We start from the raw sequence: 18,484 nt of genomic DNA, 5'->3' as shown, positions 1-18,484 counted from the left end.
ATCATGGCCTGGGTTGCCTTTTTAGCCCTAATTCAGCACCCCGCTCATGCATTCAGCCTTATACGGCTGGACGGCCTTAATTTTCAACTGTCAAGAGTAAGGGCCTGCAACGGGAACGTTACCTATCAGGCATGCGCTGCTGCAGTCAGCTTGCGGTTGGAGTACCAGACAATTCCTCGCTGCAAGACAATGAAGACAAACAGCAGAATGCCGATGACAATCTTTGTCCACCACGACGACAGCGTCCCTTCGAACACGATATAAGTCTGGATCAATCCCTGAATGAGCAGGCCAATGAAGGTGCCCGCCACCAGACCGGCCCCGCCTGTCAAAAGTGTGCCACCAATCACTACGGCCGCAATAGCATCCAGCTCAACACCAACGGTTGCCAGTGAATAACCGGACGATGTGTAAAGCGTGTAGGCAATTCCTGCCAAACCCGACAGGAAGCCGGACAGAGCGTAGATGCCAATGGTGGTAGCGCCAACCGGCACACCCATCAATTCCGCCGACTGTTGATTGCCCCCCAGCGCATAAACGTTGGCGCCAAAGCGGGTTCTGCTGGCAATGATGATGCCAGCTGCAAACACCAGCAACATGACGATTGCCAGCGCAGTCAGCCGGCCGCCACCAGGAAAACGGAAATAGAAGCCCTGAATGGCATCAATAACCGGGTGTGAGATCGGCACCGACTGGGTGGAGATGAGATAGGCAGCACCACGCGCCAGAAACATGCCAGCCAGCGTTACAACAAACGGGGGAATGCCGAGAAAGCGGATCATGCCGCCCATCAAGCATCCGAACAGCGTCGAAATGACCAGAACCGCTGCGAAAGCGACCAGCGGATGAACGCCATACGATCCAACCAGCACCGCGACAAAGACACTGGCAAAGGCAATGACAGAGCCGATGGAAAGGTCGATACCGCCGGACAGAATGACAAAGGTCATGCCAACGGCGGCAATGCCGAGAAACGCATTATCCGTCAGAAGATTGCCGATAACACGGGTCGACAACATATTGGGGAATTGCGCCACGCAAAGCGCGTAAGCGATGAGAAAGATTACCAAAGCAGCCAGAAAGGGCAGATTGCGGGTGTGGATCATTGTGCCGGCCCTTCTCTGGTAACATTTGATGTCGCTGTCTTTTGTTTTGATTTTTCAGGTCTCAGAAAACTGATGAAAGTCGAGATCGCCGGCGACTGCAGCGTCAGGACGATGATGATGATCCCGGCCTTGATGATCAGGTTGAATTCCGGCGGGAAACCGGAAACCAGAATGCCGGTGTTGATCGCCTGAATAATCAAGGCGCCGATCAATGACGCAGCGATAGAAAAACGACCGCCATTCAGTGAGGTGCCACCAATAACCACGGCAAGGATTGCATCCAATTCCAGCCACAGGCCGGCATTGTTAGCGTCCGCACCTCTGATATCGGCGGTCACAATCAGTCCTGCCAGTGCCGCACAGAGCCCGGAAATAGCATAGACAAAAAACAACAACACACGCGCTTTGACGCCAGCAAGTGAAGCAGCCCGGCGATTGATGCCGGTCGCTTCAATCAACAAGCCTAGCGCACTTCGCCGCACAAGAATGCCGATGATGAGCGCCGCACAGATCCAGATCAACACGGGCAGGGGAACGCCTGCAAATGACCCGGATCCAATGGCTGCAAAGGTGTCGTTGTTGAAGGTTAGAATAACACCCTCGGTAATCAGCTGGGCAATGCCACGCCCGGCAACCATCAGTATAAGTGTGGCGATGATCGGCTGGATGTCGAGAACCGCCACGAGTAGACCGTTCCAGAGACCGCAAGCAATGCCGACCGCCAATGAAACGATAATAACCATAGGCAACGAGTGGCCATCACTGATGAGCGTGGCGGCAACTGCGCCGCAGATCGCGATCACTGCCCCAATCGAAAGATCGATACCTCGCGTCGCAATCACGAGCGTCATGCCAATGGTGAGAAGTGCGACAGGCGCAGCACGCACCAGAATATCGATCAAGCTGCCATAAAGGCGGCCCTGCTGAAATGAGATCGTCAGGAAACCAGGTGATAGGACCGCAATGACTGCGAGGATAATGGCAAGCGCACAAAGCTGCGGCGCAAGACGTTTGAAGCGCGAAACAATCATGGTCATCACGCGGCCTCCGTTCTAGATGCGGCAGCGGCATCTGCAATCGCCTGCATGATGGCATCCGCATTGACGGCATCACCGCTCAATTCGGCGACGTGCTTGCGATCAGAGAGAACGATGACACGATGCGCAATCGCCGTCAGTTCTTCCAGTTCGGAGGAAATGACGACCAGAGACATGCCCTGTTCGCAGAGCCTCTCGATCATTTTCAGGATTTCCGCATGCGCACCAATATCGATGCCGCGTGTCGGCTCATCCAGAATCAGCAGCCGTGGATTGGTGGCAAGCCACCGTGCCAGAATGGCTTTTTGCTGGTTGCCACCGGACAAAAACTTGATCGGGCGCTCACGGTCAGCAGGGCGGATGTCCAGTGACTTGATAAAATCATCTGCCAAGGCAGCCTTCTGGCGTCGCGACAATGGTTTTGCCCAACCCTGCCGTGCCTGCAAGGCAAGCGCGATGTTATCAGCGACTGAAAAATCGCCAATAATGCCGTCGGTCTTGCGCTCTTCGGGACAGAAGCCAAAGCCATGTGCAATCGCCGTTTCCGGTGTCGAAAGGGTGATCTGCTGTCCGTCAACCGTGGCAGTGCCACTATCGGATTTATCCACGCCAAATAGTAGAAATGCCGTTTCAGTGCGGCCTGATCCCAGCAAACCGGCAATGCCAACAACCTCACCGGGGCGAATGGACAGATTGAACGGCGCAACACTGCCGCGCTTTCCATATCCTTCAAACCGGATCGGCGCCGTGCCATCCGCAACGGTTTCTTCCGTCGCATGGCTGTGATGTGTGACCTGCTGCAACTCGCGTCCCAGCATCATGGAAATAAGTTCCGAGCGCGGCAAACTGGCAATCTCGCGAGAGCCAACCAGACGACCATTGCGCAAAACTGTCACACGGTCAGCAATGTCATACACCTGATTAAGAAAATGGGTGATGATAACGATACCAAGGCCCTCATCACGCAACTGGCGAAGCACCGCAAACAGCATCTCGACCTCATGGCTGTCGAGACTGGCAGTCGGTTCATCAAGCACCAACACTTTCCCTGAGAGGTCAACAGCACGTGCAATGGCTATAATCTGCTGTACGGCGACAGAATAGCTGGAAAGCAATGACGTGACATCAATCGACAGACCGTAGCGGGCCAGCAAAACAGTCGCTCTGCGGTTCATTTCCTTGCGGTCAACCAGACCGAAACGTCGTGGCTGGCGTCCGAGAAACAGGTTTTCGGCGACAGTCAAGTTCTCAAGAAGGTTTACCTCTTGATACACCGTACCGATCCCCAGAAGCTGGGCCTCACCGACATTGGAGGGGGAGATTTCATCGCCATCCAAAAAAATCGCACCGCGATCACGCGTGTAAACGCCAGTCAGAATTTTGATGAGAGTGGATTTTCCTGCACCGTTTTCACCCAGAAGGGCATGGACTTCACCTTCGTTCAGCGTGAAGTCAACTCCATCCAGCGCGGGAATACCAAGGAATGATTTTCCAATGGTGCGCGCTTCAAGAAGTGGGGCCTTTACTGCCATATATCAGGTTCCTGCCAACTGCCTGCATCAAACCCTTGGGTACGCGGATAACCAGGGATTACGCAGCATTTCGAACACGTTACAAAGCCAGGGCTGCGGCACGCACAAACGGCGCGGCATTGTCCTCGCACTGTAGGGAAGACGCGGTGAGCTGACCCACCGCATCTCTCTCGATTGCAGGTAGGGCACTCCCGCTCAAAACCGCATCACGGGAATGCCCTATCTTTTGTCTTGTTGTTTCGACGGGAAGTTCCTGCGACTTAGTAGCCGAGGCCCTTCTTCGCTTCATAGACCTTCATCGGATCATCAGCAGCGGTGTACAATTTGGATTCCGTCTGGATCCACTTTGCAGGCTCTTTCTTGTCCTTCAGATACGCATCCAGCGCATCAAAGGCAGGGCCAGCCATGTCAGGCGTCAACTCGACTGTCGCGTTGGCCTCACCATCAGCCATTGCCTTGAAGATATCCGGCACGGCATCGATCGATACGACCTTGATGTCCGTACCAGGCTTGAGGCCAGCTTCCTTGATTGCCTGGATGGCACCGACAGCCATGTCATCATTGTGCGCATAAACGGCACAGATGTCCTTGCCGCCGCCTTCAGCCTTGATGAAGCTTTCCATGACTTCCTTACCCTTGGCACGGGTAAAGTCACCTGTCTGCGAACGCACGATCTTTATGTTTGCCTGCGAAGCAATGGCTTCTTCAAAGCCTTTCTTACGGTTGATGGCAGGGGACGAACCGGTTGTGCCCTGAAGCTCCACCACCTTGCAGTCCTTGGAGCCAACATCCTTGACCAGCCATTCACCGGCGACCTTGCCTTCATGAACCTGATCCGAGGTGACGGCAGTCAGATAAAGGTCATCCGGAGCTTCGATCTGACGGTCAAGAAGGATTACCGGAATCTTTTCTTCCTTGGCTTCCTTCAAAACAGCATCCCAGCCAGTTGCAACAACCGGCGCAATAAGGATGGCATCAACGCCCTGCGCGATAAAGCCACGCACGGCCTTGATCTGGTTTTCCTGCTTTTGCTGGGCATCAGCGAACTTCAGTGTGATGCCACGCTTCTCCGCTTGCTGCTTGGTGACGGTAGTTTCAGCAGCACGCCAACCGGATTCAGATCCGATCTGCGAGAAGCCAACTGTAAGCGATTGAGCCGAAACGCCTGATGCAAGGCACACGGAAAAAGCGACAGTAAATGCCGCGAGTGCTTTTCTCACCTTAAATCCTCCCAGAGATGATAGTAGCAATGACACAACCATATGAGCATATAGTATTACTCTTGGGAAGAAGTTTTTATGTGCCTCCGAACAATTCCTGCGACAATTCAAAAAAATGCAAAACAAAACAACATAAAAACAGATATTTAGTATGACTTTTGCAACAAAAACCTTCAACGACAACAGCACGAAAACCTACGCGGTCACGAATTAAAAGTATGATAAATAGGCAAAAAAACGCCGGTTCTTCACCGGCGTTTTGTATAGATTGCTATTGTGTGACGAACAGTAGGGTTAGCTGGCTATACGTGCTGTCTGTTCCGAGACACCAACCATTGCAAGCAAACGCTCCGCATGTGCCATCATTAGCGGAGCAACACCCTTGATATCGTCATCCCTCAGGGTTTCAGAAACATAGTAGGCAGGCGTCCCGTCACGGTAGTTGCCTTCGAAACCACCAAGACCCGCCACACAACATATATCCTGAAGAACAATACGCCCGCTGGCATTTGGCTTCAGGGCATTCTCTTCCAGACTTGTGAGTGCCTTTATCCCAACCGTCGCGTCACCATTCTTGACGCCCAGGCGTGCCGCCTTGATGAAGGCATAGGCGAACATTGCCGTTGCGGAACTCTCGGCATAATTGCCGTCAAGTTGCGGTTGATCGATAACCTGCAGCCAACGACCATCGGCTGTCCGCAATGCCTCAAGCCGCACCAAAAGGCTTGCAAACCACTGAGACAAGGCATCGCGCTTTTCACTGGGCGGCGCAACCTCGATCGTGTCGGCAAGCGCCATACAGAGCCAGCCAATCGACCGCGCCCAATGGGCCGGCGAAAGTCCGGTCTGCGGGTTTGCCCATGCTTGCAGACGTTCCTCATCATAGCCGTGACGGAAAAGACCACTCGGCGCATCGAAGGTCAATTCGAGCGCTGTCAACATTTCATCCAGCGCCTCATCCACCAAGGCATTGTCACCTATAAGCGCGGCATATTCGACCTTGAACGGCAGGGCCATATAAAGGCCGTCCAACCAAATCTGATGCGGATAACGCAGCTTGTGCCAATGCGGACCCGCCGATGTGCGCGGATGACTTTGCAACTGGCGAAGCAGGTGGTCCAGCGCCTTACGGTAGCGGGGCTGTGGATCTGCCATGTAGAGTGTAATCAGTGCCCGGCCGGGCAGAATGTGATCGATATTATATTCGGAAATGGAATAACCACGCAGTTCTCCATTGTCGCTGATCTGACCATCGACAAGACGTTTCATATGGCTGAACCATTGCCGGTTTCCGCTTGCCCCAAAAAGGGCGATCAGCCCGCGATAGAGGCAACCATCCTCGTAGCACCAGCTTCCGCCTTTGTAATAGCTGTAGTCACTGGCATAGGCGTTGAAATATTCATCAAGATTGAGGGTCATACGGCACTACTCTGGCTGATAGTCGACAAGACGATGCCTTCCTTTTTTAGGAATGCAGCGTTTTCACTGATGATGCCCGCGTGGCGGACAGGCTCCATATGGCAAGCCATGTCGGGGGCATCGGCGATCGCGTGAGGGTCAAATGTCACGCGATAATTTTCGATAGTGATTTTTTCAACCGGCGCTTCCGGCAGACCGTAGAAGGCAGCGGCGGCAATCGCAACACGATCGGCCACGACGTTGCGCACGGTAACTCCCGAAATACGCGGGGTCGCATCATTGATCGGCAAAGCCTCCCGGCTTTGTACGTAATCCGATCGCCCATCCTCATCACAGAAATAAAATGCATTGATGACCAGCGGCGCCTGAACACCGCGCATGGCACAGTCCTCAACGCTGATATTCTCAACAAGGCCGCCACGCCCGCGGCGCGTCTTGATGCGCAGACCGCGGTCAGTATCGACCATCTCACAGCGCCGAACCTGAACGTTGCGGACAGTACCGCTCATTTCGCTGCCAATGACGACACCGCCATGCCCACGTTCCATGAGGCAATTCTCAATGCGGATATCCTCGCACGGCTGGTCCAGCCCACCTTTTGGGTCACGTTTGCCAGCCTTGATAGCGATGCAATCATCTCCAACCGAGAAACGAATACCTTGCAGCAAAACATTGGTGCAGCATTCCGGGTTAAGTCCATCTGTATTGGGTGAGTTGGGATCATTCTCTATCGTCAGCCCGATAGCTCTGATATCCCGGCTCAACACCGGATGAACCGTCCATGCAGGGGAATTGCGCACCACGATGCCCGATATCGTTACGCGGGTGCTGCCAGAGACAAAAATCGTGCGTGGACGGCGTGCGCCATCTCGTGTTTCCTTGGGCCATGTCCACCAGTCGCCACGATCTCCGCCGCCATCGATTACGCCGGCACCGGTGATTGTCAGGTCTTCACAGTCGATTGCCGTAACAAGGCTTGCGTAACAGGCTTCAGAAACACCTTCCCATGTGCCAAGCACACGTCCATCATCATGTCTTGGTGGCAGGATTGGATAGGCCGCGCGATCCGAGAGGCCAGTTAGCACGGCACCATCCTCGACTAAAAACGTCATACGACTTTTCAGGAACAATGGTCCGCTTTGCCATTCGCCAGCTGGAATTCGTAAAGTACCATAATCCGGCAGAGCGTCGATGGCGGCTTGAATGGCTGCTGTATTGTCGGGCGATTGGGGTGAGGCGCCGAATTTGGAGATATCGATCACACGGCTTTCCGCAGCCGTGTCAAAGGTGATTTTCTCTCCGCCCATCTCCAGCCAGTATGTCGATTTCGGCTCAAGATCGCACAGAGTGAATACAACGGTATCGCTTTCCCCTTTGGCGAGCGGTTGACCATCACCACCCAGCAAAGACCAGACCACCGGTTGGGTCAGGGCATGCAGATACTGGCCAGCACCAAAGGCGAAATTGGCGGTACGTGCCGTTGCGGTTAACAGATCTATGCGCGCCATGCTGTTTAAATTCCTTTTCATTCAATGCGGTGGGCTATCTAAAGCCCACCGCAATTTCTGCATTAGATGCCGCCAAGGGCGTCATCGACGCTTGCAATAATTTCTGCCGCCGTGTCTTCCGCAGACTGCTGGCCATAGGCGAAGGCTTCGAGGTTGGTATCGAAGGCATCCGTGACGCGCGGATGTTCATTGAGAGGTGAAACGCTCGGACCTTCCGATTCCATTACGATCTTGTAGGCATCGGCCTGCACGGGTTTGATCTTGCCCGCATCGGTCAGCGTCTTGATTGCAACTTTGCTGGAAGGAATGCCGCGTGTCGCACCAAGAATGGTGACAGCTTCAGGATCGTTGAGAAGGCAATTGATGATCTCCGCAGCGGCCTTTGGTTCCTTGCTGTTCTTGGAAATGGCGAGCAGCATGGACGGCTTACGGTAGATACCCTCGGTCTTGCCGCCCTCTGAGGTCAGCGACTTGGTTGGGACCAGTTCCTGACCCGCTTCAAGCGGACCGGCAATTTTTCCGTAGGTGCTGTCCCACTGGTAGGAACTGGCATAACGACCATTTGCCCATTTCGGGTTTTCAAACAGCGGTCGGTTACCCCCAGCCGATGAACTCTTCCAGGATTCGATAACACCCTTGTCGACCATGGACTGGTAGAAGTTCAGCGCTTCGGTCAGTTCTTCAGGCGACCATGCGACCTTGTTGGTTTCAGGGTCGATGAAGCTCTTGCCAGTCATTTGCGTTGCGCGCAGGATAACGACGATACGTGCATTCAGACCGTTCCCTTCAGAAGGAGCAGCCTCAAACGGATAATAGTCCGCTCCCAGCTTTTCTTTAAGAACAGGAGCGGATGCGAACAGCTCATCCCAGGTGGTCGGCAGGGCAACACCAGCTTTTTCATAGGTAGTCTTATTGAACATGAAGATACGGGCAGTCGTTGAGACCGGCACGCCGTTGAGCTTGCCCTTGACGGCGCCGCTTTCCAGATCGGCATCTGTCCACTGGCTGAGGTCGATTACATCCTTGTACTGGTTGAGGTCAGCAAAACCTTCACCGCCCTTGGAGAAAATCGGCAACCATGGCCAGTTGATCTGCATGATGTCAGCTTCGGTGCGTCCAGCTAGCTGAGTTGCAATCTTTTCCTGGTGCCCGCCCCAACCGGTAAACTCTGGCGAAATCGTGTGACCGAACTTCGCGCCGCAAACCTTCAGCGCTTCCTGCGTCGCAAGATGGCGGTCATCACTGCCCCACCACGACATGCGCAGATTGGCAGCAGTGGCGCTACTCAGGCTCGTGGCAGCAAACAGCACCGCTGTAATAAGTACTCTTTTCATAATAACTCCTCCCAAGGAATGACTGTTGAATGATGGATGGGTCAGTCCAGACTAATGTTGTCACCGGACTGGCGGTTGAAAATGTGGGCCGATGCAGCATCGGCGCTCAGCCAAACCTGATCATCGCGAAGGCTTTTGCGGTCATAGGCATGCGACGGAACAACCGCGATCAGACGATTTTTACCGGCCTGCACATGCAAATAGACTTCATGACCCATGAATTCGACATGGCTGATCTTGCCGGACAACGCGTTGGCGGTATCTGGTGCAGCAAGACTGAAATGCTGCGGACGTACGCCCAAAATGATGTCCTTTGGCGCATTTGCTGCCAAGCGATCCATCAACTGCGGACCAAGTTGCAGTTTTTGACCGGCAATATCGATCGACCTGTCACTATCAAGCGTCGCATCGATCAGGTTCATCTCCGGGCTACCGATGAAACCTGCCACGAATGAGTTGGCTGGTTTGTTGTACAGTGTCACCGGATCAGCCACCTGCATGATGTGGCCTTCCTTCATGACGCAGATCCGGTCACCCATCGTCATGGCTTCGGTCTGATCATGGGTCACGTAAACAACGGTTGCCTGCTGCCCCTCAGCCTTCAGGCGCTTGTGCAGATCGGTGATGCGAACCCGCATCGAGGCACGCAGCTTTGCGTCCAAGTTAGACAAAGGCTCATCGAACAGGAAAACCTGCGGTTTTTTGATCAATGCGCGGCCCACCGCCACGCGCTGCGCCTGACCGCCGGAAAGCTGTTTGGGCAGGCGATCCAGCAAAGCTTCGATTTCCAGCGTTTTGGAAACGTCCTGCGTTGCGTTTTCGATTTCGTCCTTTGGGCGACGCTTCAAGCGCATGCTGAACGACAGGTTCTTGCGAACTTTCATATGCGGATAAAGGGCGTAGTTCTGGAAGACCATCGAAATGCCACGCTCGCCCGGCGGCTTGTCATTGACGAGTTCTCCACCGATGCGAATTTCCCCGCCGGTAATGCGTTCCAGACCGGCAATCATCCGCAAGGTCGTCGACTTGGCACAGCCGGAAGGACCCACCAGCACCATAAATTCACCGTCCTCGATGTCGAGGTTGATGCCATGCACGGCGCGGAAAGAAGCGTAGTCTTTTTCGAGATTTCTGAGTTGAAGACGAGCCATTTCGTTATCCTTTGATGCCGCCAGCAGAGATGCCGTCGATGAAGTATTTCTGCGCGACGAAGAACACGACGAGTGCAGGGGTGATGGCCAGGACCGACATGGCCAAGATACGGTTCCAGTCAAATGCCTCTGTCGTATCGATCGATAGTTTGAGGGCTAGCGAGACGGGGTATTTTTCGACCGATGAGAGATAGATCAACGGACCGAGGAAGTCGTTCATTGTCCACATGAACTGGAACAGGCACACCGATATGAGCGCCGGCATCAGAAGTGGCACGACGATGAACAGCAATGTCTGCATGGTGGACGCGCCATCAACACGCGCAGCCTCTTCCATATCGCGCGGGATGGCGCGCAGGAACTGCACCAGCATGAACACAAAGAATGCGTCGCCAGCAAAAGCAGATGGCACCCAAAGCGGCAGGTAAGTGTCGAGCCAGCCGAGATCACGAAACAGCAGGTATTGCGGGATGCGCGTGACGACATTCGGCAAAAGCAGTGTCGCGATCAGCGTTGCGAAGAGGATTTTCTTGAACGGAAAATCAAACCGGGCAAAGCCGTAAGCCACCGCCGTGCAGGAGATCGCGGTACCAATCATCTTTGGCAATACGATCCACAGCGTATTCAAGAAGAACGTGCCAAATGTGTACGGCGTCGATGTCTTCCAGCCGTTGACATAGCCATCAAGGGTTGGGTTTTCTGGCCAAAAACCTGGATTATTGAAAATCTCGGCATTGGTCTTGAAGGATGCACCAACCAGCCAGATCAGCGGGTAGAGCATCAGCAAACCAACGCCACCCAACATGGCGTAACGAAGGACTGCACCGATGCGCTGGCGACGGACTTCCTTGTCGCGAATGCGCTCTGCTTCCGTGACACCCTGAATATTTGAAACAGTCTGATCGACCATAATCAGCTCCTCTTGTCGCCAGCGTAATAGACCCAGTGGCGCGACGACCAGAAGGCAACAACCGTAAGAACCATGATGATGACGAACAGCACCCATGCGATTGCCGAGGCATACCCCATATCGAACCGCTTGAAGGCTTCGTCATAGATGTACAGCGGCAGAAGATAAGTCGACTTCAACGGGCCGCCCTGTGTGATGATGTAGGGACCGTTAAATTCCTGGAATGCCTGAACCATCTGCATGATTAGATTGAAGAAAATTACCGGCGTGATCAGCGGAAGGGTAATGTGGACAAAGGTTTTCCACTTGCCCGCTCCATCAATCGATGCCGCCTCGTAAAGCGAATTATCAACGCTCTGAAGGGCAGCAAGGAAGATCACCATGGCTGAACCAAACTGCCAGATGCGCAGCATGGTGATGGTGAACAACGCATTTGTGGGGTCTCCAAACCAATTGATCGGCTCCATGCCAAATACCGCAAGGCCCATATTAACCAGACCGGTGTCGGCAAAGATGTAACGCCACAGAACGGCGATCGCGATGGAGCCGCCGAGGATAGACGGCACATAATAGGCCGTACGGAAGAAGTTGATGAACTTCAGCTTGTAGTTCAGGATCACCGCAATGAAGAGCGCAAAAGCCAGCTTCAGCGGCACCGTGGTGAACACATAAATGAGTGTCACCCACAGCGACTTGCGGAACGTACGGTCACTGGTGAACAGCTTGATGTAATTGGCAAGTCCGGTGAACGTCGGCGAGTCCAGCAGGTTGTAGTTCGTAAAGCTCAAATAGAGCGATGCAACAAAGGGCAGGGTCGTGAAGACCAGCAACCCGATGATGTAGGGCGTCAGATAGAATAGCCCGAGAAAACGGTTGTCTCCACTCATGCAGCAACTCCGGAGGTCAGTTCTTCCGGCAGGTAGTGACGTGTATCGGTCACCCTTTCCCGGAACATTGTAGTGGTCTTGTCTAGCCCGACAGGCTGGACAAGCGGATCGGAAAGAGCATCTGCCGCACGAATGTCCTCGGCACGCTCTGCGTGATATTCGACCTTCGCGCCGTCCGACGCCGCAGAATATCGCATGCCGATTGCCGCGTTTCGCTCAACAGCCGAATGATCGATGTCATGGAGTTTGATTGTTGCCGGGATAGTACCGTCATGGGCGAGGTCGCCCATCAGTTTCGTCGCCCAGTTGAGAGATCCGCCGCCTATACAGACGATACGGACAGGGTTTGTATATTCCGAATTGTGCATCCTCACTTCGATGGCTGAACAAGGAGAATCACCCCACACAGGGTAATTTCCCAGAACAGCCTCGCTCCTCCCATTGAAAAGGCCGTCAATCTGGTCAATCTGACACTTGGCGGGTAATATCAGCCGATGTTTTGTGAAAAAGAATAGATTCTTCAGGACAAAAAGATGGACAAAAGCGAACAAGGCATTCTCAGCAGTATTCCTGTTCAGGCGCTCAGCCTTTCCCTGACGCGCTCCGCCATCAAGATGGAGCACTCATCAAGCTGGCGAATCGATAAAACCAATAGTGTTCATGACCTTGTCATCTGTCTGACCGGTCGTGCGGAGTATGAAATCGAGGGTGAAAGAGTGGTGATGGAGCCCGGCTGCGCCATGCTGATCGAGGCCAATACCCGTTTCGTCGGTCAAGCCTTGTCTCGGGAGTTATACACCGGCGTCGCGCAACATTTCACGCTGGATGTGTTTGGCCGCATCGACCTGATTTCACAGATGGAAAAGCGCCGCTGGGTGATGATGCCACGCTGGCACATGCTGGAACCGCTGGTACGGCACTTTCGCGAAACCGTGCCACTGTCATCGACCACACTTGTTCAGCATCACCAATTCATGGTTTTTCTGATCGACTTTCTCGAAACAGCATTTATCGGCTGGCGACAGCAGAAACAGGCTCCCGTAGACAATCCGGATGCATTGTCACTGGCGATCATGGTGGCTGCCAGCCAGATCGCAGCTGAGCCACTCGACGATGAGATCGTGGAAAAATCGCTGACGGCAACGCCATACAATCCCGACTATTTCCGCCGAATGTTCAGGAAACAAGTAGGGCTAACGCCAGCAAAATATCAGGAATTCAAGCGCATGGAACGTGCCATGGGGCTTCTGGCGGGTGGCAGTTCGGTCAAAAAAACCGCAGAACTGGTTGGCTATAGCGATAGCTATTATTTCTCACGCATGTTCCGCCAATATATCGGTGTCAGTCCAGCCGGCTACAAGGCCGCCGAACGGCGCAACAGGGACGGACAGTTCCCGCGCGGCGAAGAAGATGGGCAGGTCAATTACCCCAAAATAAATCGAACACAGCCATCGCTGCAGGATTTGCGAATGGCCGATAAATTTAGTCACGATTGAAATCCCCAAGGCAAAGGTGCTCGAGACTGGACACGCACGCCGAAAGCGGCGGGCCGTGCAAAATGCGTTTAACCGCAGTTGCATGGTATTGTCGTTCATTGTATGGAAGTGTCGTCAATTATTGATGGCCTCATCGAAAGCGAACGCCATGAGCGGAAAAACAGCGTCAGAAAGCATGGCTCACAAGGTGGAGCGGCAATTGCGTGGCGATATTCTTTCGCTTGCCCTGCCGCCGGGCTCCCGTATTTCCGAACAGGAAATCGGCGAGCGGTACGGCTCCTCACGCCAACCGGGGCGCGAAGCGCTGATTGCACTTACCAAAAGCCGCTTGGTCGAGGTTTTGCCGCAGCGTGGCGCTGTTATCGCGAAAATCTCGGTCGCCAAGCTGATGCAAGCCGCCTTCATTCGCGAAACGATAGAGACAGCCGTCGCAAAGACCGCCAGCCGTACCTTTCACTTCCATGCCCGTTCACGAATGGAAGACTGTCTGCGGGAGCAAGAAAGGGCGGCCGAGATTGGCGACCATGTCGAATTTCGCCGATACGACGATCTGTTTCACAAAATTCTAGCCGAGGGGGCCGGTATTCCAATGGCCTGGCCGGTCGTCGAGGATTTGAAGGCGCATATTGACCGGGCCTGCAGCCTGTCGATCCACGATGCGTCCTCCTTCACGCGGCTCATCGGCGAACATCGCGCCATTCTCACCGCAATTGATGCTCGAGACGAAATGGCTGCAGAAAAAGCGATGACAGCCCACCTTTCCGAACTGCTTCGTGACCTGCCAAGGCTGGAAGCAAAACATCCTGATCTTTTTGAGTAAACCAAGGGAGGTTCAAAACCCATGACAACGAAAATCGAAACACTTCACGCCGTTCACTACACCCAGTCGGAACGCATGACGAGCGGCGAACTACGCGAAAACTTCCTGATGGATAGCCTGTTTGTCGCCGGTGAAGTCAATGCCGTCTACACCCATTACGACCGCCTTCTGTTGGCTGGTGTCATTCCGCTTGCCTCGTCCTTGAGCTTTGGCGAAGAGATTGCCAAAACGGTTGGCACCTCGTTCCTGCTCGAACGCCGTGAGCTTGGCCTCATCAACATCGGTGGCGCAGGCCGCGTGATTGCCGACGGAAAGACCTACGACATCGGTTTCCAGGACGCGCTTTATCTTGGCATGGGCACCAAGGAAATCAGCTTCGAAAGCGTTGACGCAGCAGCACCAGCAAAGTTCTACATCAACAGCGCACCAGCCCATGCAACGTATCCATCGCGGACCGTCAGCGTAACGGAAGCCATCGAAAACAATCTCGGCGATAGCGCGACATCCAATAAGCGCAAACTTTACCAGTACTTGCACCCGGATGTTCTCCCAACCTGCCAATTGCTGATGGGTCTGACACGTCTTGAAGGTGGTAGCGTCTGGAACACAATGCCAGCCCACCTGCACGACCGCCGCATGGAAGCCTATCTCTATTTCGAAATTCCGAAAGAATCGTTTGTTGTACATCTGATGGGGCGCCCACAGGCGACCAACCACCTGATCGTTCGCAGTGAGCAGGCTGTGGTTTCTCCGTCCTGGTCCATCCATTGCGGCGCCGGCACCGGCTCTTACGCCTTCATCTGGAGCATGGCCGGTGACAACCAGTCCTTCAAGGACATGGACTTCGTGCCCATGGGCGACCTGAAGTAAGGAGCGTCGAATGACCCTGTTTGATTTCACCGGAAAGCGTGCGCTTGTGACGGGCGCGCGCAAGGGATTGGGCCAGGGCTTGGCTCTTGCCCTGGCTTCAGCTGGCGCTGACATCATTGCGCTTGGCTCACAGGAAATGCCTGAAACCCGTAAAAAAGTTGAGGCGCTCGGACGCAAGTTTGAGGAGGTCGTTTACGACCTCACCAACCCGTCGGGACTGGCGGATGTGGTCACATCTCTCACCACGGACGGCCGCAACATCGACATCCTGGTCAACAATGCCGGCCAAATCCGTCGCGCCGACTTTACGGAGTTTTCCGAACAGGATTGGGATGATGTGATGAACATCAATCTCAAAAGCATCTTCATGCTCTCGCAGGCGGTCGTGCGCCATATGACGGATCAGAAAATTGCTGGCCGTATCGTCAACATTGCTTCGCTGCTGTCATTTCAGGGCGGCATTCGAGTCGCCTCCTACACATCGAGCAAACATGCGGTTGCCGGTCTTACACGCCTGATGGCCAACGAACTGGCTGTCAAAGGCATCACCGTCAACGCCATTGCACCGGGTTATATGGAAACAGACAACACGGAAGCACTGCGTAACGACCCTGACAGAAACCGCAGCATCATGGAGCGTATCCCCGCCGCACGTTGGGGCACCCCTTCTGATCTCGATACTGCACTGTTGTTCTTTGCTGCACCAGCAAGCAGCTACGTCACAGGCCAAATTCTTGCCGTTGATGGCGGGTGGATGGCACGTTAAGTTGTAAAAAACACTTTCAATCGCGGTGATTGAAGGTATGTATGGAATTCCTGCCACTTAAGGGGGGCGGGAAGGTGATGAGGGGCATATCCAGCCATGTTGGGCAATATGGCTGGAGTTGGAGTGGGGGCTTTATGCCTCTCATCATCATGATTTCATAGAAGATGGCGGATATTCACGCCATCAGTGATGGCTGACCCATTCCGCCAGTTCTTTTTCTGCTTTTTCCAAGGCGTTGTAATTCAACAGCTTGCGCAGGATTGCGATGGTGACAGCACGTGTGCGCAAATTATAGCGACCGTCGGGCTCATCCTCACCGGTTGCCTGATAGACGTTCAACTTCTCATACAGCGCCTGAAGACGGTTCTGCACACTGCGAAGCGAGAGATTACGCCGCCGCGCTATCGTCTTGTCGGTCAGACCCAGCGCGATATCGATCAAAATTTCATATTCGGAATCGCTGACGCCATTGACCTTGCCAAGGCTCTTTTCCTGCAGACCACGCACCTCACGGTCGATGACACATTGTGCTTCGATGAAAATACCGCGCAATGCCAACCGTAAACGTTCGTCAGATGCGGATTTAAGAACATATCCGTAAGCCGCACCTTCCGGAACGATACGGGACACGCCGCGAACATAGGCCTCATCGGCATAGTTCGACCAGAACAGGATGCGGGTATCGGGGCGTTCCTTCCAGATGGTGCGGGCAGCCTCGATGCCGTTGCGTTCGTTCATCTGCAAATCCATGACAATATGGGCTGTACGGTTTTCCCGCGCCAGTTTTTCGCCCACCTTACCGTTCTCCGCCTCTAGCACCCTTGCGCATTCCGGCAGAGCATTGCGCACGACTTCATTCAAGTAAGCACGGTGCAGAACATCATCCTCAACGATCAGCACGTCCATTTAACTCTCCTCCGCCGTTTTTCCCGCCAAACCAGGTTTTACGCTGACACTGACGCAAGTCCCCGGGCCATTGCGATTTTTTCCAATCCCGAAACGGGCCGATATCAGCCTCGCTCGGGTTTTCATATTGCCAATGCCATGGCCAGTTGAGTTGCCAGATGCATCAAGACCGGCTCCGTCATCGTTTATCTCAACCGTCAGCCAGTCCTCGCGACGGCGAAGCGTCACCACAATACGATCCGGCTGCCCATGTCGTATGGCATTATTGATTGCTTCCTGCACGATCCGGAACAACGAAGTCGCGACACCTTGCTCCAGCTCATCGACCATGCCCTTGCTATCATCGGCAATTTCCCAAGCAATTGATGCGCCGCTATCGCGAACCGATCGGTCGAGATATGTTTCAATCGCTTGCACCATTCCAAAGAGTTGCAGGATCGAAGGTTTTGCCTCTTCGATGATCTGACGCAGATCATGCATGCAAAATTGCAGACTGCGCGCCAGCGGCTCCAGCATTTCACCGCTTACTTCAGGCAGATGGGTCATGCGCTCGACACGCCGGGTGAGCCGTGTCAAATCCGCCAGCGTCTGGTCATGCAAATCCATGCCGATGCGCTGCCTTTCCGCTTCCAATGCCTGGGTAAGTTTCAAGGCACCGGAGCGCAGTCCTTCTTCACGTGCGGTCGCTTCTGCCTCTTCAATGGCAGACCGTTTTGCCTGTTCGGCAGCGCGAATTGCAAAGAAATAGGGCGCCAACAGGTCTGCCACCGCACGGGCGTTAAACACATCATCCATCGTGTAAGCGTCTGTCGTGTGAGACGAACAACTCAACGCACCGATGATGTCGCCATGCACTTTCAAGGGAACATGCAATCGGCTGTGCAGCGACAGCGTAATGATCGGGCTGGAAAACGCTCCTTCGAAATGAAAGCGCGGATCGACACAAGCATTGCCACTCAGCAGAAACTCTACCTCGCCAGCCAGCAACGAACGGATTGGACTCCCGGTCAACAGCGCGGGCGGATGTTTGCTCCAGTCGCTTTCCAGACCGCTTTCATAGGCAATGTGATATTTATCATCGACCAGCTTGATACAGACGTCGAGATGATCATGCGGAATGATATGGGATATTTCCGTCGCAACAGCCTGAATGATGGAGTTGAACTCCAACTGCCCCGCCAGCAAACGGGAAATACCGAGATAATGCTCGAATAACGAACTACGTAGGGAATTAAGCATTCTCGGCGCCCTCCCAAGCACCTGCGGCACAGTTTTCAACACATGCGAAGAACCATGCTTCTATCCGTCATTGTGCGCCTTGTAACGAGCCTCGTCCTGCATTTTTGCGCACATTATGTGCGGGTTCCCGCAAATGGTTTGCCAAGATCAGCCTATACAACTGCGCCTTTGTTGGTCATGCTGGCGTTTACTGGGGGAGGAGCCTCAGGGCCATAAAAATCCGTTGAAAATCCGCGACTTTTGCGGAGGGATCTCTATGCCCCGGTTATAGTTTTGTGAGCCA

At 53.9% G+C, this 18,484-nt stretch carries 17 protein-coding genes; 4 read left to right on the top strand and 13 right to left on the bottom strand.

Annotated elements, in window-relative coordinates; translation table 11 throughout:
* Positions 1-125: 125 nt before the first annotated feature.
* From yjfF to ACZ5FM_RS21620, 11 genes are all read right to left on the bottom strand, one after another.
* Entirely contained in the window at positions 126-1,106 is a 981-nt protein-coding gene (gene yjfF, locus ACZ5FM_RS21670; RefSeq protein WP_076846325.1) for a galactofuranose ABC transporter, permease protein YjfF, read from the bottom strand.
* A complete protein-coding gene (locus ACZ5FM_RS21665) occupies positions 1,103-2,143 on the bottom strand; it encodes an ABC transporter permease (RefSeq protein ID WP_464040729.1) in 1,041 nt (346 codons plus the stop codon). The genes yjfF and ACZ5FM_RS21665 overlap by 4 nt, the downstream gene beginning before the upstream one ends.
* Positions 2,143-3,675, bottom strand: a complete 1,533-nt coding sequence (locus ACZ5FM_RS21660) for a sugar ABC transporter ATP-binding protein (protein WP_464040728.1) — start codon at positions 3,673-3,675, stop codon at positions 2,143-2,145. Before ACZ5FM_RS21660 ends, ACZ5FM_RS21665 begins: the two co-directional genes overlap by 1 nt.
* 260 nt (positions 3,676-3,935) lie before the next feature.
* Positions 3,936-4,895, bottom strand: coding sequence for a galactofuranose ABC transporter, galactofuranose-binding protein YtfQ (gene ytfQ, locus ACZ5FM_RS21655; RefSeq protein WP_464040727.1), 960 nt, complete (start codon positions 4,893-4,895; stop codon positions 3,936-3,938).
* 294 nt (positions 4,896-5,189) lie between these two features.
* Entirely contained in the window at positions 5,190-6,314 is a 1,125-nt protein-coding gene (locus tag ACZ5FM_RS21650; RefSeq protein ID WP_464040726.1) for a glycoside hydrolase family 88/105 protein, read from the bottom strand.
* The gene (gene pglA, locus ACZ5FM_RS21645) at positions 6,311-7,822 is read right to left on the bottom strand and encodes a polygalacturonase PglA (protein WP_464040725.1); all 1,512 of its coding nucleotides are present in this window, start codon (positions 7,820-7,822) and stop codon (positions 6,311-6,313) included. Before pglA ends, ACZ5FM_RS21650 begins: the two co-directional genes overlap by 4 nt.
* A 62-nt stretch (positions 7,823-7,884) precedes the next feature.
* Entirely contained in the window at positions 7,885-9,156 is a 1,272-nt protein-coding gene (locus tag ACZ5FM_RS21640; RefSeq protein WP_275642199.1) for an ABC transporter substrate-binding protein, read from the bottom strand.
* 41 nt (positions 9,157-9,197) lie between these two features.
* Positions 9,198-10,307, bottom strand: a complete 1,110-nt coding sequence (locus ACZ5FM_RS21635; RefSeq protein ID WP_464040724.1) for an ABC transporter ATP-binding protein — start codon at positions 10,305-10,307, stop codon at positions 9,198-9,200.
* Positions 10,308-10,311: 4 nt separating this feature from the next.
* A complete protein-coding gene (locus tag ACZ5FM_RS21630; protein ID WP_464040723.1) occupies positions 10,312-11,217 on the bottom strand; it encodes a carbohydrate ABC transporter permease in 906 nt (301 codons plus the stop codon).
* Positions 11,218-11,219: 2 nt separating this feature from the next.
* A complete protein-coding gene (locus tag ACZ5FM_RS21625; RefSeq protein ID WP_192489122.1) occupies positions 11,220-12,104 on the bottom strand; it encodes a carbohydrate ABC transporter permease in 885 nt (294 codons plus the stop codon).
* Positions 12,101-12,472: a family 4 glycosyl hydrolase gene (locus ACZ5FM_RS21620; protein ID WP_464040722.1), complete on the bottom strand. Its 372-nt coding sequence runs from the start codon at positions 12,470-12,472 to the stop codon at positions 12,101-12,103. The genes ACZ5FM_RS21625 and ACZ5FM_RS21620 overlap by 4 nt, the downstream gene beginning before the upstream one ends.
* Positions 12,473-12,637: 165 nt before the next feature.
* Between ACZ5FM_RS21620 and ACZ5FM_RS21615 the strand changes: the two genes are divergently transcribed.
* The 4 genes from ACZ5FM_RS21615 (at position 12,638) to kduD (ending at position 16,056) form a co-directional block, all read left to right on the top strand.
* Positions 12,638-13,600, top strand: a complete 963-nt coding sequence (locus ACZ5FM_RS21615) for a helix-turn-helix domain-containing protein (protein ID WP_464040721.1) — start codon at positions 12,638-12,640, stop codon at positions 13,598-13,600.
* A gap of 148 nt (positions 13,601-13,748) precedes the next feature.
* Positions 13,749-14,420 carry a GntR family transcriptional regulator gene (locus ACZ5FM_RS21610; RefSeq protein WP_312948597.1) on the top strand — a complete coding sequence of 224 codons (672 nt, stop codon included), beginning with the start codon at positions 13,749-13,751 and terminating at the stop codon, positions 14,418-14,420.
* A gap of 21 nt (positions 14,421-14,441) precedes the next feature.
* On the top strand, positions 14,442-15,290 hold the full coding sequence (gene kduI / locus ACZ5FM_RS21605; protein ID WP_464040720.1) for a 5-dehydro-4-deoxy-D-glucuronate isomerase: 849 nt from the start codon (positions 14,442-14,444) through the stop codon (positions 15,288-15,290).
* A 10-nt stretch (positions 15,291-15,300) separates the two neighbouring features.
* The gene (gene kduD, locus ACZ5FM_RS21600; protein ID WP_250984915.1) at positions 15,301-16,056 is read left to right on the top strand and encodes a 2-dehydro-3-deoxy-D-gluconate 5-dehydrogenase KduD; all 756 of its coding nucleotides are present in this window, start codon (positions 15,301-15,303) and stop codon (positions 16,054-16,056) included.
* Positions 16,057-16,239: 183 nt separating this feature from the next.
* Here the strand turns inward: kduD and ACZ5FM_RS21595 are convergent, their stop codons facing one another.
* Both ACZ5FM_RS21595 and ACZ5FM_RS21590 read right to left on the bottom strand, forming a co-directional pair.
* Positions 16,240-16,962 (bottom strand): response regulator transcription factor, encoded by a 723-nt coding sequence (locus ACZ5FM_RS21595; RefSeq protein ID WP_250984914.1) that lies wholly within the window; start codon positions 16,960-16,962, stop codon positions 16,240-16,242.
* Positions 16,963-18,201, bottom strand: a complete 1,239-nt coding sequence (locus ACZ5FM_RS21590; RefSeq protein WP_464040719.1) for a sensor histidine kinase — start codon at positions 18,199-18,201, stop codon at positions 16,963-16,965. It abuts the gene before it with no gap.
* Positions 18,202-18,484 lie beyond the last annotated feature (283 nt).

This window comes from Agrobacterium sp. 5Ca50 (assembly GCF_055381905.1).
Note: the sequence above shows the minus strand (reverse complement) of the source record. Positions and strands in the feature narration are given on the sequence as shown.

Excerpts from the sequence above, each read along its gene's own strand:
- yjfF (WP_076846325.1), bottom strand. The coding sequence starts at position 1,106 with ATGATCCACACCCGCAATCTGCCCTTTCTGGCTGCTTTGGTAATCTTT.
- ACZ5FM_RS21665 (WP_464040729.1), bottom strand. The coding sequence starts at position 2,143 with ATGACCATGATTGTTTCGCGCTTCAAACGTCTTGCGCCGCAGCTTTGT.
- ACZ5FM_RS21660 (WP_464040728.1), bottom strand. The coding sequence starts at position 3,675 with ATGGCAGTAAAGGCCCCACTTCTTGAAGCGCGCACCATTGGAAAATCA.
- ACZ5FM_RS21650 (WP_464040726.1), bottom strand. The coding sequence starts at position 6,314 with ATGACCCTCAATCTTGATGAATATTTCAACGCCTATGCCAGTGACTAC.
- pglA (WP_464040725.1), bottom strand. The coding sequence starts at position 7,822 with ATGGCGCGCATAGATCTGTTAACCGCAACGGCACGTACCGCCAATTTC.
- ACZ5FM_RS21640 (WP_275642199.1), bottom strand. The coding sequence starts at position 9,156 with ATGAAAAGAGTACTTATTACAGCGGTGCTGTTTGCTGCCACGAGCCTG.
- ACZ5FM_RS21635 (WP_464040724.1), bottom strand. The coding sequence starts at position 10,307 with ATGGCTCGTCTTCAACTCAGAAATCTCGAAAAAGACTACGCTTCTTTC.
- ACZ5FM_RS21630 (WP_464040723.1), bottom strand. The coding sequence starts at position 11,217 with ATGGTCGATCAGACTGTTTCAAATATTCAGGGTGTCACGGAAGCAGAG.
- ACZ5FM_RS21625 (WP_192489122.1), bottom strand. The coding sequence starts at position 12,104 with ATGAGTGGAGACAACCGTTTTCTCGGGCTATTCTATCTGACGCCCTAC.
- ACZ5FM_RS21620 (WP_464040722.1), bottom strand. The coding sequence starts at position 12,472 with ATGCACAATTCGGAATATACAAACCCTGTCCGTATCGTCTGTATAGGC.
- ACZ5FM_RS21615 (WP_464040721.1), top strand. The coding sequence starts at position 12,638 with ATGGACAAAAGCGAACAAGGCATTCTCAGCAGTATTCCTGTTCAGGCG.
- ACZ5FM_RS21610 (WP_312948597.1), top strand. The coding sequence starts at position 13,749 with ATGAGCGGAAAAACAGCGTCAGAAAGCATGGCTCACAAGGTGGAGCGG.
- kduI (WP_464040720.1), top strand. The coding sequence starts at position 14,442 with ATGACAACGAAAATCGAAACACTTCACGCCGTTCACTACACCCAGTCG.
- kduD (WP_250984915.1), top strand. The coding sequence starts at position 15,301 with ATGACCCTGTTTGATTTCACCGGAAAGCGTGCGCTTGTGACGGGCGCG.
- ACZ5FM_RS21595 (WP_250984914.1), bottom strand. The coding sequence starts at position 16,962 with ATGGACGTGCTGATCGTTGAGGATGATGTTCTGCACCGTGCTTACTTG.
- ACZ5FM_RS21590 (WP_464040719.1), bottom strand. The coding sequence starts at position 18,201 with ATGCTTAATTCCCTACGTAGTTCGTTATTCGAGCATTATCTCGGTATT.